The sequence below is a fragment of the Parafrankia sp. BMG5.11 genome (assembly GCF_004337455.1).
Map to the genome: position 1 here is coordinate 69,082 of NZ_SJXI01000027.1, position 15,270 is coordinate 84,351.

The window sequence follows — 15,270 nt, forward strand, 5'->3', positions numbered from 1 at the left end:
CAATGTCCGACAACGCTGCCATTCCCACCATGTTCACCAAGCTGATTGTCGCCGACGAAGAGGCGATGGCCCGCTACTATTCTGGCGTTTACGGCCTCAAGGATGTCGTTCGAGTAGATGGCGACAGCGCCGGGACGGGCGAGAAATTTCGCGAGGTTATCATGAGTGCGAGTGGGGAGATGACGGGGCAGACGCTGGTCATGTTCAACTTCACCGACCGCAAGCCGCCGCGCGACCAGCAATCGATCCTCGGCTTCATCACCGATGACATCGAGGCGCTCAATGGGCGGATCGTGGCCAACGGGGGGAAGCTGATCGGCCCGCTGCGTGATCAGCGCGAGCACGGGGTCCGGGTGCAGTTTTCCGAAGACCCGGAAGGCGCGTTGGCAGAAAACGTCGAGCTCCTGCCGCACGCCTGATGATCGACACGCCTCAGTCGTCGATATGCCGTGCGATCGCTTCGTCGCTGAAGCCCAGGCCCCGGCAGCAGAACCACACGACCTGACGCACGAGGGCGTCGCCCGTCACGGAGTAGGGCGCATCCTTGCCAGCGATGGCGACGATCGCGCTCATCATGGTGCCGATGTGCTCGATGAACAGCGACGTGTCGTTGACCGACAGAAGCTCGCCGGGGATGTCTCCATCATCTTTGGTGCGTTCCATCGCCGTGTCGACCGACCGGTCGATCATGCGTCGTGACCGGCGAGAGACCAGCCGGGCATAGGCACCATCCGCGGTCAGGCTGGCCAGGAGGAGCCGGAATCGCTGCTGCATCTCGTCTTCGCGAAGCGAGGCGGCGTGTGAGAAATACGCCTTGATCCCATGGATGATGCTGGCGGCAGAGGGATCGGCGGGAGCGAACTCCGCAAAATTCTCGTCTTGCTCGCGGATGATCTGGCGCAGGACCGCGCGATAGAGTGCCAGCTTGGAAGGAAAATGCCGAAAGACCAAGGCTTCGGACACGTCCGCCTCGCGCGCGACATCCGAAGTTTTTGCGTTGTCGAAGCCGGTGCGCGAAAATACGCGCCGGGCGGCGGCAAGAATGGAAGCCTTGCGTTCCGGGCCGGTAATGCGGGTGCGAGCCATCGTCCTCGCGGTCGTTAGGGGCCTTGCCGGCCTGTGTCCAACTGGTGAGGAAAAAGCCTGCCGCGGCCGATCATTCGCGGGCAACCTCGAGCAGGAGCTTGCCGCGGACATGGCCACCCTGAATCCTCGCTTGTGCGTCTGCCGCTCGTTCGAGGGGAAAGGTTTGGCGCGCAGGCGCGACGATGCGGTCGTCGGCCAGAGCCTCGACCAAGCCGCGAAGCTGGTGCGGCTGGTTGGGGAAGGACGAACTGACGAGCGCCACATGTTTGCCCGACCGCGCGGCGGTTTCCGGGTCGGCACGACGTTCACCGGAAATCAGCGTCGCGATATGGGCGATCAGGCCCTCACTACCGAGGATCGCAAGCCCTTCGGCGAGGCTCCCCTGACCGACTGTGTCGACCACCAGATCCACGCCCCGAGGGGCCCAATTGTGGACCGCATCGAGGACGCTGCCTTCCCGATAGTCAATCGTCCTCTCGGCCCCCATCGCCTGCACGTACGCGAAGTTCTCGCGCCGACAGATCGCGGCAACCCGCGCACCGCGCATCTTCGCCAGCTGAACCGCGAAGCTCCCGGTTCCGCCTGCCCCGCCATTAACCAGGACAAGCTGGCTCGCGCTCACGCGGCCGACATCGCAGACTGCTTCCCACGCCGTCATTCCAGCCGTCGGCAGGGTGGCGGCGTCCGCGAGTGTGACGGTATCCGATAGTTGAACGATGCGGTCCGCGGCGGCGCGTACGAACTCGGCATACGCTCCGTTTTCGCCGAGTCCCTGATTAGTCGCACAGACGACCCGATCACCCACCACGAGGTCTTCCACCCCGTCACCGACTTGGGCGACCCAGCCTGAGGCATCGAACCCCGGGACGAACGGAAACACGGGACTGAAGTAGGGCGCGAGCCAGCCCTCCCGCACCTTCCAGTCGGCAGGGTTGACTGCGGCGTAGGCGACTTGCACCACCACCTCGCCGGACCGCGCAACCGGGCGCGGAAGGTCAGCCTCGAAGAGTACGTCCGGTCCCCCGAACCTGGTCATGGCGATCGCCCGCATCTGATCTTCCTCATCACACGAGCGCTGGACAACGTCGCGGGCATCCCATCAGTGCAGTTTGTAGGTCCCTTCTGCGGGCCCGCGGGTGGCATTGAAATAGTCCACCAGGCGCCAGGGCCACGACAGGAAAATGCGCCCCTTGGAATTGTTGTAGTAGCTGTTCGCCCTCGGATGCGACCAGATCATCTGTGGCATGCGCTCCTCGACCTTGCGCTGAAAGCCGTCGAACGCCTCCTGGCTGATTTCGAACGCCTTGGCATCGTTGGCCACGATCCGGTCGAGCGCTTCCACGATCCAGTTGACCTGGCATTCTGAGACAAGGTTCTGCCCTGCGGCGTGGTTCGGCGCGCTGTTGGGGCCCACGGTCCAGAACAGGTTGGGAAACCCGGGCATGCACATGCCGAGATACGAGCGCGGATCTTCCTCCCCCCACTCTTTACCCAGGTCGCGGCCGTCCACGCCCTTCACTGTCAGATCGCCGATCATCCGCGACACGTTGAAGCCGGTCGCGCAGATGATGACGTCACATTCGAACTTGCTACCGTCCTTCGTTTCGATGCCGTCCGGCAGGATGCGTGCGATCCCGCTGGTTTCAAGGTGCACGTTCTCTCGGGCGAGGGCGTCGAACCAGCCGTTGTCGAGGATGATACGCTTGGAGAAGATCGGGAAATCCGGGGTGAGCTTATCGATCAGGTCCGGGCGATGCGTGAACTTCTGCGACAGGTAACCGAGGGCCCATTGACGGGTCATGTCGTTCGACGCCGACACCGCCAGGTCATTGCCGGCCCATTCCTGGTCCTGCAGCACGTTGTTGAACAGTCCGTCGGCCGCACTCCAGTAGACGCGAAAGCGGAACCACTCTTTGAACGTCGGAATGTTTGCCAGCGCCCACCGCATGCCTTCGCTCACCTCGTTGGCGATCTCGGGATTGTGGATCACCCAGTGCTTGGACCGCTGATACACATTTAGCTTGGACACGATCGGCGCGATTGCTCCGACCAGCTGGGCCGAACTTGCCCCGGTTCCGATCACGGCGACTCGCTTGTCGCGCAGGTCCAGTCCCTTGGGCCAGGCGGCCGTGTGGGCGAGGGTGCCGGCAAACGCGTCAATCCCCGGGATGTCCGGAAACTTATACCGATTGACGGGGCCGTGGCCATTGATGACGGCGTTGACGACGATCTGCTCGCTCTGTCCGTCTTTGGTGCGAACGGTGACAGTCCATAACGCCGCCTCCTTGTCGTAGACCAGCGATTCAACCTTGGTGTCGAAGCGGATGTCCTCGCGCAGGTGATACTTGTCGGCCACCGTCAGCATGTAGCGCTGCATATCGGCGCCCTGCGGGTGGTAATTGTGCCAGTCCGGCCAGATTTCCCAGCTATAGCTGTAGAAATGGCTGGGCGTATCGACGCCGACGCCGGGATAAGTGTTTTCGTACCAGGTGCCGCCGACATCGCCGTTCTTCTCGACCACAACGAAGTTGTAGCCGGCTTCGCGCAACTTGGTCGCAGCCGCCATGCCAGTCATGCCGGCGCCGATAACGAGTACCTTGAAATCCTCAGGGGGTTGCCTGCGGTCGGGCATCGCCGAGCGGTCGATCCACGGCTTGAAGCCGCATTGATCGTAAACCAGTTCAAGAAATTCGTCCTCGACCGGCTCTCCGGCGGTCACCGTCATGATCCGCTGGACCAGTTCATCGCCCGGCGCTTCAGATCGCGCGCCTTCGCCGGTCGTCAGCAGCCTCTTAAATTTGGTCCGCAGCTCTTGGGCAAGGTCTGCAGGAATCTCGACGTACTCCATCGAGAAGGCCGGCCGGATGAATGGCGCGAACCGCTCAAGCAGTTCGCGGTCGTGTGAAAGGTAAACATACGACGCGAGCAGGGTGTGAAGGTTCGCCTCGTCGAGCGCCAATGCAAGGTCCGGACTGTCCGCCAGCGGCAAGCTGCCGGCGGCCCGTTCGACGGTCACCATCTCATCCATGTCTCTCTCCCGACTAAGTAAGTAGATGCTTACTAGCCTTGAGGCCGCAGCGCAACCGCCGTTTCCGTATGTCGGATCACATCCGCCTTTTCGCTCCGGATCGTAGTGCTGTGATGCCACATTATTGTGGATTTGCGTATATCAGGGGCCTTGGTTTCACGAATATCTTGACCGCGTCCGCCGCGTAGAGGTAAGTGACTGCTAACGTCGTGCCTGCCGTGCAGCAGGGATGCAAATCCTGGAGAGGTTCCCGATGAAAGCGTACTCGCGCGAAGCCATGGCCGATATTCTTCGACCGGCATCGCCCCCTGTCGAACTCGACAAGGTCTACACCTCCGATCAGCTTGAAAGATTGCTGGCGATCGTTCACGACCAGGGGCCTTGGAAACTCATCATCGCGCAACACTTCGCAAATGCCGAGGAACTAATCGCGACGATGTCGGGCAGCTTCCCAGAAGGCTTTACCCCCACGCTGGACATGTTTCTCACGCCAACTTTCCGTGGTTTCTACGCCAATTATTCGGCGGCGCTTTATCCGGAAATCCAAGACTGCTTCTACAACGAGCGCTTCCTTGATCACGCGAAACGGTACTGGAACGCGGAGTACGCAAAGCCGCAGATGATGCTGTTCAATGTGAACGGCCCGTGCGGCAACACCGATCCCGGGCACCTCGATTCGCCGAGCTTCCGCGGCGTGCGCTACGAAAATTCGCCGACATGGCTGTGCTCGGTGATGGGCAAGTCCGGCCTGTTCCAGGATTATCTGATCAAGATGGCGCAGGTCATCACGTGGTTCAGCCACGATCCCGGCAGCGGCTTCACGTATTGGCCGGAAGGTCCTGCTAGGTCGCCGAAGCGTTTGATGCCGCCGATCTACAACCGGGGTGTCGTGGTGCAGAACGAGATGATGATGCACCGGGGTGAGGCAAACGGCCCACTCGATCAGCAGCGTCCGGCGGGTTTATCGTTCAAGACCGTCTTCGGAGGCGACCCGGATGACAAGGACAACTGGCTGCTCAAGAATGGCGACCAGATCATTGCGCAGCATCGCACCGACGAGCTGCGGTTTCTTGTTCACTGGTCCGCGGAAGTGTTCGAGGATTACGCCGAGCTCAAGAAGAACATGGATGGTTCCGACGACCTTACGTTCGATCGGGTCTTCGACACCTTCATTGCTGACCTACGGTCGCGAGGGGTCGAGTTCGAGGTTCCAACCGATCCCATGCGGGATCCACAGTTTATCAAGACGCTGATTGCGGCCTACGATTTCGGATCCCCGGTTGAGTACCCACGCGAGGCGCCTGTTACACCCATGTACATGCAAGACGCGGCCTGAGGCGGCACGCATCACTGAGAAGTCAGGGCTCATCAAGCCCATCGGGTTCGGGAGAGGGAAAAAGATCATGTCGAAGAAATTCGTTACCAGTTCGTCGGCGCTGCTTTGTGGCGTATCGTTTGTCACCTTGCCAATCGCCGCGGCCGCGCAGGATGCGCCCAACGAGCAGGCAGTTCTCGATCAGTCGAACGAGAACCGCGCCGCTACTGGCAACGAAATCATCGTTACTGCGCTGCGTGCAGATCAAACGCTTCAGGACGCTTCCGCGACGGTTGACGTCGTCACGGCCGAAGACATCACTGACCTGAACATCTTCGACGTCAAGGACATATCGAGCCTCGCACCCGGCTTAACCCTGACCAACAACGACGGCCGCTCCAACGTTGCCACCCTGCGTGGTATTACCTTCGATCCCGACGCCGGCACCTCGCCAGCCGTCGAAATTTTCATGAACGAAGTGCCAGCTGATCCGCAGACGGTATTCACGGCGCTCTATGACGTGGAGCAGATTGAAATTCTGCGTGGACCCCAAGGTCTGTTCCGCGGACGCACTTCGCCCGCGGGCGCTATACTGATTCGAACGGCTCGTCCCGACATGGATGAACCGGCCGGACACGTCCAAGGCACGATCGCCGACGAGGGCGCCTACAACTTCCAGGGCGCGGCGAGCCTGCCATTCGTTCCGGGCAAGATCGCAATGCGCGCGGCGCTGCTGTATGACCAGAATGACGTCGGCAGCGTCACGAACGTCGACGGCCGGAACTCATATAGCGAGACCATGAGCGGCCGCGTTTCACTGGCCTTCGACAATGAAGCCGGCTGGCGCACCGACGTGATGTATTATCACCTCGATAATGACACCCGGCCGTTTGTCGCGGTTTTCGGACCTAGCAACCAGCCAGCGATCAACTTGGGGGACCCGAGCGCGTCCGGACCGGCCATTGCGATTTCCAATCGCCTCTCGGTCACTGAAGGTCCGTTCCGTTTTCAAAACAACACCGACTTCGTGACGATCAACTCGTCATACGATTTCGGCGGGGTCAATCTAGCCTTCAACGGCGGGTACCAAGATTCCGTGCTCAGCCAGCTCCGCGACCAGGATGTCGCCAACGCCGTACCCAACTACACTCGCAATCAGCAGATCGACATCATCTATCAGGTTCTTAGCGCCGAACTGCGGCTTGGCTCGAATGGCGATGGTCCATTCAACTGGACGGTCAGCGGCAATTATACCGATCAGGACAACTTCATACCTCTCACTCAGAGTAACGATTCCCTGTTCGGTATTTTGGGCTTCAGCCCGATCTCGCCGTCGCTTGCGCTGTTTAGGACCAATGTTAATCTAGACCTTTCAATCGCCACAAAGAACTATGGCCTTGCAGGCTTAGTCACGTACGACTTCAGCCAGCGCTTGAGCGTTACCGCCGGTATTCGGCACACCTGGAACAATGTGACTCGAGTGCAGAATCTAGAAGTCCTGTTCCCGGACGGCCTTGATGTTGGCGGCGGATTCCTCATTTTCGGGCTGCCGCCAACGACCAGCACTGTGGACTCGAATTCCAAGGCTTTCACGGGTGGCGCGAGCATCAATTACGAGGTCACTCCCGATCTAAACATTTATGCGAGCTACGGCCGTGCTTTCCGACCGGGAGTGTTCGCGGTTGGAACGAGCGTACCGCTAGACGCGCAAATCCTTAACACAGATGACGAGACATCTGACGGCTTTGAGGTCGGCGCGAAAATGCGGTTTCTCAACGGTCGCGGCGCGCTGAACCTTTCGGCCTATTATCAGAAGTTCAAGAATTATATCGCGTACAATCCCGGGATTGCGACCGATGCCCAGATCAACGCGACAACCGCGGCTGGATCGGACGGCATTGCGGACACCGCCCTCCAGCCGCTTCCGTTTACGGGCGATGCGATCTCGAAGGGCGTCGAAGCCCAGTTCAGCCTATCACCCACTGACTTCATCGATTTCGCTATCAACGCCGCCTATTCCGACGCGCATTACGACGATGCGGAAATTCTCTGCAACGACTTCGACGGTAACGGGCAGCCCGACGCTGATGGGGTGCCCAGTGTGCAGGCCGGTAAGCAGATCTCGACTTGCGTTAGTAACGACCGTCTCTCGCAAATTCCGAAGTTCAGCCTGTCCAGCACGGCCGAAGTGCGCATTCCGACCGGTGGATCGATTGAGCCGTTCGTCCGTGGGCTCCTGAACTATCGTCCAGGGTTCAACTCGGAGCGAGACAACTTCGATTACCGGTCGTACACCAAGCTTGACCTGTTTGCCGGCATCCGTGGCGCTGGCGGGCGTTGGGAACTGCTTGCCTTCGTCAAGAACGTTTTTGACAAGGCGCGCGTCCTGTCGGCATCGCAAGGTATCGTAACGCAGGGAACGTCGGGGCTGGACTTCACGTTCGCTCCGACCAACTTCACCGGCGAGCCGTTCGACTCCGGTTATCGGACGGGCGTGATCTCGCCCCCGCGCCAGATCGGCGTGACCGCGAAATTCAACTGGTAGGAAGGTGTGGCTTGGCGACCGCGGGGAGGCTCTTCCCGCGGTTGCTCTCACCGCTCGGGACGAGCGCTTGTTTTGAGGGGCAGAATCTAGCGAAGAAGCATCGTTCGCGCCGTCCGTGGCCCAAGTCGTTCCGTTGCTGATTGCGCTGGGCCAGCATGCGGTCCCTCTACCATTCGGAGAAACAATCACTGCGCGCGCGATCTTGGCTTCGGCAGACGCCCTCTTTTCCTGACGGCTTAATCGCACTCGCGCCGCGGCCAGGCTTGGTGATCGGAGGAAAATTGCCGATGCAATTCTCTACGCAAATGGCGAACAGGTACTCCTTAGCGACCGGGAAAGCTTTACACCGGTCGAACTCCCGGGTTCGCTTGACGGCTTGTGGAGCGGCCGAGCCGCGGGCGGCGCGTGCATTGCTGTCGACGAACGCAGGATTGCTTCGTACGCTGCCATCGTCCACGCGGCCGCAATCGCTGGTCCGGCAGGCCGCATTCTGGCGCTCACAGTGGCGTATGCAAACGAGCGCGTTCAGTTCGGAAAGCTGGTCGGGCGCCAGCAAGCGGTTCAGCAGCTGCTCGCCGTCGTGGCAGAAGACGCGGTGGCAGCGCGGATGGCCGTAGAGCTGGCGTGCGAGGGCGGGGGCACGATATTCAGGGCTGCAACTGCGAAATCGGTTGCCTCGGTTGCCTCGGCTGCCGCGGCGCGCTTGCGAACATTGCTCATGCGGTGCACGGCTCATCGGCATCAGCGAGGAGCACGATCTCCGGCTTTATACGCGCCGGCTTTACGCGTGGCGAATGGCCGGAGGATCAGAGTTACGGCCCAACCGCATGGTCAGGCGGTTCTGGCGTCGGACAGCAGTTCGACCGCTGGGTCCGCGCCAACCCGTTTCCGGATGCTTAACGCAAAAAAAGGGGGCAGATGCAAAGCGCCTGCCCCGTTTTTCCAAATGTCTCTCGTGGCTTACTTGCGCGCCTTGAGATCGGTTTCGATGTCCGCCAGCGCCTTGTCGGTGATGAAGTCGGGCGCATAAGGCTGGATGTCGCGCAGCGTCATGGCCCGCGCCATTTCGATCTGGTCGCCGTTCGCCACCTGAGGCAGATGCTTGATTAAGATGGCCTTGAGTTCCGGGTTGTCCAGGAAGTCGCCGATCTGGGTGCTGTCGACCGAGACGACTTTCGCCGGAGACTTGGCATCAACAGGCGCTGCCGGTTCAGCAGCTACGGCCCAAGAGGCACATCCGGCAAGTCCAAGAGCCGCGGAAGCGGCGAATATACGAATCATGAAGAGTATCCTCTCGTAAAAGCTGGCGCCTTATCGCACGGCTTCGTGCGATTGACAACAGTCACCACGCCGCGCGGCCTTCGAGGAATATGCCAGTGGCTTTGGCGGCGAACTCCATAGCCTCCTTCTCCTCGATCTGTCGGACCGTCGAGTTCTGGATCATCCAGCCGTTGATGGAGGAAATGAACACTTCCGCTGCGGTTGAGGGATCTCGCACTGGCAAGCCTTCGCGTGCCGAGGCTTCCGCGATGTCGCGAGCGACGATGCTCGCAATGTAGCGAAATCCGAGATTGTGGATTTCGCGGGCGATCGTGGGAAAGCGATTGAGATTGGCGTAGATGATCCGCTGAAAGGCCCGCGTCTCCTCGTCGAGGAGAGAACCCGCGATCGTTCTCGCGTGGTGTAACAGGCGCTGGGCGATGTCGTCTCCCAGCAAATGATCGTTACGCGCCGCTGCAGCGGACCATTTGCCTACCGCATCTTCCCACACGGCCAGAAACAACGCTTCCTTGGAGGCATGGCGGGCATAGAGCGTTCCCTTGGAGATCCCGGCCTCGGCTGCCACGGCTTCGAGCGCGACCGCTTCGAACCCGTCGTTCAGGAATTTTCGACGAGCAGTATCGATCACCAGTTGATCCAGCGCAGCGGCGCGCTGCGCGCTTGGCCGCCCCCTCGGTCGGCCCGTCATACTTAAGGCGGATTTCTTGGTCGTCATTGCCAATGCGGGTTCCTGTAATCGAACGATAGCGGCCTATTACTTGACGCATTGCGCTATCTGGGTCAAACCGATGCTTACGAGGGAGAGCCAGATGAAGCGAGTTTTGCCGGTGCTATTGGCGATTGGATTGGCAGGCTGCACGTCAACTACCCCGGAGCGCCCCCAGTTAAGGGCATCTGGCTCGGATCAGTCGCAAGTCCGCGCCCAGGAAACCTTGCGTCAACTGACCTTTGACGAGAAAATCGGCCTGATTAGCGGCAAGATGCTCAGCTTCGTGCCCGCGGCGAAGCGGCCACCCGGAGTGACGCTGGGCGCAGGCTGGGTGGCGGGTGTCGAACGGCTCGGCGTGCCGGCCTTGGTGGAGACCGATGCCAGCCTTGGGGTCTCCAATCTGTTGCAGATGCGTGAGGGTGACGTCGCGACCCAGCTACCGTCGGGTCTGGCGCTAGCTTCGACCTGGAATCCCGATCTGATCCACCGTGGTGGACAGATGATCGGGTCGGAAGCGCGCGCGAAGGGCTTCAACGTCATGCTTGTCGGCGGCGTGAACCTGGTGCGAGATCCCCGAGCCGGGCGAAATTTCGAATATCTCGGCGAGGATCCTTTGCTCGCGGGCGCCCTCGTCGGTGCCCAGATTTCTGGCGTTCAGTCCAACGACCTCATCGGCACTATCAAGCACTTTGCTCTCAACGACCAGGAAACCGGACGCAACGTCCACAACGTGGTGATGGACGAAGCTCCCATGCGCGAAAGCGATCTGCTTGCGTTCCAGATAGGCATCGAAAGGGGCAAGCCGGCGTCGGTTATGTGCGCGTACAACCGCGTCAACGGCAGATATGCCTGTGAAAACGACTTCCTGCTCAATCAAGTCCTGCGCAAGGACTGGGGGTATGACGGTTTCGTCATGTCGGATTGGGGAGCGGTTCATTCGAGCGAGGCGATTCTTGCCGGCCTCGACCAGCAGTCCGGCGACCAGATCGACCAGAAGCGCTGGTTCAGTACCGAAATGACGCCGAAGGTTCAGTCCAACGCTATTCCCATTTCTGCCGTGGATCAGGCAGTATCCCGCATCCTGACTGCCATCTATCGTCAGGGTCTCGACAAGTGGTCGACGGCGGAGCGCGCGGACATTCCGTACTCCGCCAATTCGCAAGTGGCTCTTCAAGCGGCGGAGCAAGGGATCGTGCTCCTCCGCAACGAGAACAACCTTCTTCCGCTGAATAATGACGTGCGTACGATCGCAGTGGTCGGTCGGGATATCGATAAGGGCGTCCTGACGGGAGGCGGCTCTAGCCAAGTCGTGCCGGTCGGTGGTTTCAAGGTCTATGAGGTTGCGGGCACCGGGCCTGCCAAATTGTTCGCCCGACGCGGAGTGGGGGGAACCGCGCCGCTCCAAGCTCTGCGCGAAGCGATGCCTGGAGCCACTGTCATGTTCAGCGACGGCGCCGATCCCGCGGCTGCCGCCGCGGCCGCGGCAAAAGCGGATGTGGCGATCGTCTTCGCCGAGAAATGGGCCACCGAGACCAACGATCATGCCGATCTCTCGCTGGAGGACGGCCAGGACGCACTGATCCAGGCTGTCGCTCAGGCCAATCCGCGCACAGTGGTGGTCCTGCAAACGGGCAATCCGGTTTTGATGCCCTGGCTCGACCAGACCCCCGCCGTCATCTCGGCCTGGTTTTCAGGTCAACGAGGCGGCGAGGCTATCGCCAAGGTCCTCACGGGGGCGGTCAATCCCTCAGGGCACTTACCCATAACCTTCCCGGCATCGCTGGACCAACTTCCCCACCGGGTTTTGCCGGGCTCTGACGCTCCGCGGGCAGACGCGGAGACGCGCGCGGTCTATGGCGTTCAGGCGGGCACCAAGCCCTTCGACTTCGGCTATCCCGAAGGGTCCGATGCGGGGTATCGTTGGTACGACGCCAAGGGCTTCAAACCGCTTTTCGCGTTCGGGCACGGGCTTAGCTACACGCGTTTCTCTCAGTCGGGGCTCAAGGTCTCCGGAGGGCAGCGCCTGACGATCGGCTTCGTGATGACCAATGAGGGCGAGCGATCCGGCGCCGATGTGGCTCAAGTCTACGTTTCTCGTCGGGGCAAGGCCAAGCGGTTGGTCGGGTGGAAGAGGGCTGACCTCGCTCCCGGGCAGAGCGCCCAGGCCGAGATCGCGGTGGATCCGCGAGTGGTTGCGGATTTCGACACGACCCTGCGCAAGTGGGTCGTTCCCGCGGGCACCTACACCGTCGAGCTGGCCCATTCGGCCACGCAGGTCGCTGCAACCAGAACGGTTAAGCTCGACCGTATGGAGATCGCCCCGTGAACCGTCGTTACCTCGTAATCGCCCTTACTGCAGGCTTGGCGGCGCCGGCTTTCGGAAAATCACCCGAACCCACCCTGGAACAGTTGTTCAAGAACCCGCCGCAGCAAGCCGAGCCGAGGGTGCGATGGTGGTGGCCCGGAGCGGACGTCACTGAAGAGGAGCTAGCGCGCGAGATCGCCATGCTCGATGCGGCTGGATTCGGCGGTGCTGAGATCCAGGCGCTGTCTCCAAACACGACACCGCCAATCTCGCCGACTGATGCCGCGCGGGTGAATCTCTATGCGGAGCCCCGCTTCTTCGAGCTGGTCAAGGCGGCCGGGGAAGCGGCGCGCGCGCACGGCATGGATCTCGACTACACGTTCGGATCGTCATGGCCGTCAGGCGGCGGCTTCGCCATCCCCCCGGAGAAGGCGCTCGTCGAGCTGACGATGGCAGTGACCGAAGTGGTGGGAGGGCAAGTTGACCCGATCAAGGTCGCGGTACCCGACCGCACTTCCCGGCTTGGCGCGCTCGGGGCGTTCGATGCCCGGACCCGCGACCCCGCGGTGGCGGACTGGAAGACCCGGTTCGACGCACTGGGGAAGACCGTCTCCGTGATCGCGATGCGCGGAACCGCCCCGCGCTTTGCCGAGGGAGAGCGCGCTTCACCGCTTAGCGTCCCGATCAAGCTCACCGCTTTGCGCGATATCACCGAGCCCGGTAAACTCGAGACCGATGAGGTCATCAACCTCACAGACAAGCTGGCCGAAGATGGCTCGCTCGATTGGAAGGCGCCGCCGGGACGCTGGCAGGTGTTCGTCTTCCGTCAGTATGGGTCGAACATGGGCGCCATGGGGGCCGCCGGTCAGGGACCGCAGCTGGTGTTGGACCACTTCGACGAGAGTGCATTCGCGGCCCACGCCGCACGCGTGGGCGATCCGTTGGGCAAGAACCCGGTAGGGATCCGATCGACCTTTGTCGACAGCCTCGAGCTCATGCAGGATCTGCAGTGGAGCAAGGACTTCCTGCCGCGCTTTCGCGAGCTGCGCGGATACGATCTCGAGCCTTACCTGCCGTTCATCGTACAACCCGGCTGGATGGCTGCCTGGCTGGAGCATTACTCACCACCATACTTCGAGGCCGATGACCGCCAACTCGGCGAGCGAGTGCGCGAGGACTATCGCCAGACGGTGTCCGACCTGCTGTTCGAGCGCTTTCTTGAGCCCTGGAAGGAATGGAACCGGCAGCACGGCCTGGCGACGAAGTTCCAGGCCCATGGCGGTGCTCTCGACCAGATCCGCGCGTACGGTTTTGCCGACATCCCCGAAACCGAGGATCTCGTAGACGGCGGGGATCCCCTGTTCATGCGGCTGGCCCGGTCGGGCGCGCACCTCTATGGCCGCGAACTCGTGTCCGCGGAATCTTTGGTGTGGAAAGACCGGCCGTACGATGTGACGCCGGATGAGATGCGCGAACGACTCGATCTCCTTTTCGCCGGCGGGGTCAACAGCGTCAATCTCCACGGCGTTCCGTATCGCTATGCCGACGACAATTGGCCCGGCTGGCATGCCTTCCAACCATCCCCTTTCGCGCTTGGTTTCAGCACCATGCTCACCGAAACCAATCCCGTTTGGGACGGGGTGCCGCAACTCGCTCACTATGCGGCGCGCACTCAGGCGCTGCTGCAGGCGGGCGATCCCGTTGTGCCGGTCGCTCTCTACTATGGTGACATCGGCTACTACGTCGGCATCGAGACAAAGGGTGCGCATGACAGGCCGATCGAAACCGGCCTTCTCGGCGCGGGCTACGATTACGACCGCATCAATCCGGACGCTCTCAGTTCGGCCCGGCTGCAGGGCACGCGTCTGGTTTCCAGCGGAGGACAAGCGTACGATGTGCTGGTGCTGCCGCCGGTCGATGGGATCCCCGTTGAAGTGGCAGAGCAGATCGCGACGTTTGCGACTGCCGGCCTGCCGGTGTTCTTCATCGACCATGCGCCAACTCGTGCGACGGGGCTAAAAGACGCTGCGTCTGGTGATTGCCGAGTCAGCAATGCGCTCGCCGTCGCGGTGGCGGCGGGGGCGCGAACCGTCGCACAGGCCGATATTGCGTCGGCATTGGCTGTCGCCAAGGTGCCGGCCAACCTGGCGTTCGTGGGTGAAGCCCCCTCTGGCATCGCCTTCGTACAGCGTCGCGACGGCGACCGGACAGTCACCTTCCTCTACAATGGCGGCAAGACCGACATCTCGCCCGCAGTCGCCTTTGGGGGCAAGGGCGCCCTGTCGCAGTGGGATGCGATGAGCGGAACGATCACCCCGCTTGCCACGACGATCGGTGACGGTCGCGCCGTCGTATCGCCGGCGATCCTGGCAGGCCAGGGTGCATTGCTGGTCCAGAACCCCGACACTGCGGCGCGGAAAGTCGCCGCATCTCGGCCGCTGGGCCAGATCGTCATTCCGGCTGACGCCTGGAAGCTTGCGGTGGACGGCCATGCCGCGCGCGAGCCCTTTGCCGCCGACCTGGGCAAAGTGGGCCTGGGGGACTGGCGCGAAAACGAAGCCTTGGCGCGATTTTCGGGTATCGGGCGCTACTCGGCAGCGGCTGACTTATCGACGGCCTGGCTCAAGCCGCGTCGCCGAGTCGTTCTCTCGCTCGGTGACGTGCATGACATGGCGCGGGTTACGGTCAACGGTGTCGAACTTCAGCCACTGGTATCGCGCCCCTGGCGGCTCGATGTGACCTCGGCCCTGAAGCCCGGCCGCAACGAGTTCCAGATCGAAGTCCGCAACGTGCTCGAAAACGCCATGATCGCTGATAGCGGGCCCTATCAAAAGCTCGCGCCGATCTCCGCCGGACTTCTTGGCCCCGTTCAACTCGAGCTATCGGGAACGAAGTGATCAAAATATGGGCAACCACTGCAATCTGCGCGCTGGGCCTGACAGGATGTGCGACGACCGCGCCAGTCGAACAGCCGGTCTCCCTGTTGTCCGCCACACCTCCC

Annotated in this window: 12 protein-coding genes; 6 read left to right on the forward strand and 6 right to left on the reverse strand. The window is 61.6% G+C overall.

Going from position 1 to position 15,270, the window contains the following annotated elements; translation table 11 throughout:
• Positions 1–2 precede the first annotated feature (2 nt).
• Positions 3–419 (forward strand): VOC family protein, encoded by a 417-nt coding sequence (locus E0504_RS18380; protein ID WP_131625196.1) that lies wholly within the window; start codon positions 3–5, stop codon positions 417–419.
• Positions 420–432: 13 nt separating this feature from the next.
• Here E0504_RS18380 and E0504_RS18385 read toward each other — a convergent pair whose 3' ends face one another.
• The 3 genes from E0504_RS18385 to E0504_RS18395 form a co-directional block, all read right to left on the reverse strand.
• Positions 433–1,086 (reverse strand): TetR/AcrR family transcriptional regulator, encoded by a 654-nt coding sequence (locus tag E0504_RS18385; protein WP_131625197.1) that lies wholly within the window; start codon positions 1,084–1,086, stop codon positions 433–435.
• A 70-nt stretch (positions 1,087–1,156) separates the two neighbouring features.
• Positions 1,157–2,137 carry an NADP-dependent oxidoreductase gene (locus E0504_RS18390; RefSeq protein ID WP_131625198.1) on the reverse strand — a complete coding sequence of 327 codons (981 nt, stop codon included), beginning with the start codon at positions 2,135–2,137 and terminating at the stop codon, positions 1,157–1,159.
• Positions 2,138–2,185: 48 nt separating this feature from the next.
• Complete coding sequence (locus E0504_RS18395; RefSeq protein WP_131625199.1) at positions 2,186–4,114, reverse strand: NAD(P)/FAD-dependent oxidoreductase; 1,929 nt, start codon at positions 4,112–4,114, stop codon at positions 2,186–2,188.
• A 229-nt stretch (positions 4,115–4,343) separates the two neighbouring features.
• Between E0504_RS18395 and E0504_RS18400 the strand changes: the two genes are divergently transcribed.
• Both E0504_RS18400 and E0504_RS18405 read left to right on the forward strand, forming a co-directional pair.
• Complete coding sequence (locus E0504_RS18400; protein WP_207974453.1) at positions 4,344–5,450, forward strand: hypothetical protein; 1,107 nt, start codon at positions 4,344–4,346, stop codon at positions 5,448–5,450.
• 67 nt (positions 5,451–5,517) lie between these two features.
• Entirely contained in the window at positions 5,518–7,974 is a 2,457-nt protein-coding gene (locus E0504_RS18405) for a TonB-dependent receptor (RefSeq protein WP_131625200.1), read from the forward strand.
• A gap of 166 nt (positions 7,975–8,140) precedes the next feature.
• Here E0504_RS18405 and E0504_RS54270 read toward each other — a convergent pair whose 3' ends face one another.
• Positions 8,141–8,431, reverse strand: a complete 291-nt coding sequence (locus E0504_RS54270) for a hypothetical protein (RefSeq protein ID WP_373693912.1) — start codon at positions 8,429–8,431, stop codon at positions 8,141–8,143.
• Positions 8,432–8,476: 45 nt separating this feature from the next.
• Here E0504_RS54270 and E0504_RS54275 point away from each other — a divergent pair, with 45 nt between their 5' ends.
• Positions 8,477–9,004, forward strand: a complete 528-nt coding sequence (locus tag E0504_RS54275) for a hypothetical protein (protein WP_373693913.1) — start codon at positions 8,477–8,479, stop codon at positions 9,002–9,004.
• Here E0504_RS54275 and E0504_RS18415 read toward each other — a convergent pair.
• Both E0504_RS18415 and E0504_RS18420 read right to left on the reverse strand, forming a co-directional pair.
• Positions 8,935–9,255: a hypothetical protein gene (locus E0504_RS18415; protein ID WP_131625201.1), complete on the reverse strand. Its 321-nt coding sequence runs from the start codon at positions 9,253–9,255 to the stop codon at positions 8,935–8,937. The two genes, E0504_RS54275 and E0504_RS18415, sit on opposite strands and share 70 nt — an antisense overlap.
• Before the next feature lie 61 nt (positions 9,256–9,316).
• Complete coding sequence (locus E0504_RS18420; RefSeq protein ID WP_131625202.1) at positions 9,317–9,970, reverse strand: TetR/AcrR family transcriptional regulator; 654 nt, start codon at positions 9,968–9,970, stop codon at positions 9,317–9,319.
• 94 nt (positions 9,971–10,064) lie between these two features.
• On the opposite strand from E0504_RS18420, the gene E0504_RS18425 reads away from it, so the two are divergent.
• Together E0504_RS18425 and E0504_RS18430 are read left to right on the forward strand one after the other, a co-directional pair.
• Positions 10,065–12,290, forward strand: a complete 2,226-nt coding sequence (locus E0504_RS18425) for a glycoside hydrolase family 3 protein (RefSeq protein WP_131625203.1) — start codon at positions 10,065–10,067, stop codon at positions 12,288–12,290.
• A complete protein-coding gene (locus tag E0504_RS18430; protein WP_131625204.1) occupies positions 12,287–15,166 on the forward strand; it encodes a glycosyl hydrolase in 2,880 nt (959 codons plus the stop codon). Before E0504_RS18425 ends, E0504_RS18430 begins: the two co-directional genes overlap by 4 nt.
• Positions 15,167–15,270: the final 104 nt, after the last annotated feature.

Coding starts and splice junctions, on each gene's coding strand:
- E0504_RS18415 (WP_131625201.1), bottom strand. CDS start 9,255: ATGATTCGTATATTCGCCGCTTCCGCGGCTCTTGGACTTGCCGGATGT.
- E0504_RS18405 (WP_131625200.1), top strand. CDS start 5,518: ATGTCGAAGAAATTCGTTACCAGTTCGTCGGCGCTGCTTTGTGGCGTA.
- E0504_RS18420 (WP_131625202.1), bottom strand. CDS start 9,970: ATGACGACCAAGAAATCCGCCTTAAGTATGACGGGCCGACCGAGGGGG.
- E0504_RS18380 (WP_131625196.1), top strand. CDS start 3: ATGTCCGACAACGCTGCCATTCCCACCATGTTCACCAAGCTGATTGTC.
- E0504_RS18425 (WP_131625203.1), top strand. CDS start 10,065: ATGAAGCGAGTTTTGCCGGTGCTATTGGCGATTGGATTGGCAGGCTGC.
- E0504_RS18395 (WP_131625199.1), bottom strand. CDS start 4,114: ATGGATGAGATGGTGACCGTCGAACGGGCCGCCGGCAGCTTGCCGCTG.
- E0504_RS18385 (WP_131625197.1), bottom strand. CDS start 1,086: ATGGCTCGCACCCGCATTACCGGCCCGGAACGCAAGGCTTCCATTCTT.
- E0504_RS18390 (WP_131625198.1), bottom strand. CDS start 2,137: ATGCGGGCGATCGCCATGACCAGGTTCGGGGGACCGGACGTACTCTTC.
- E0504_RS18400 (WP_207974453.1), top strand. CDS start 4,344: ATGCAAATCCTGGAGAGGTTCCCGATGAAAGCGTACTCGCGCGAAGCC.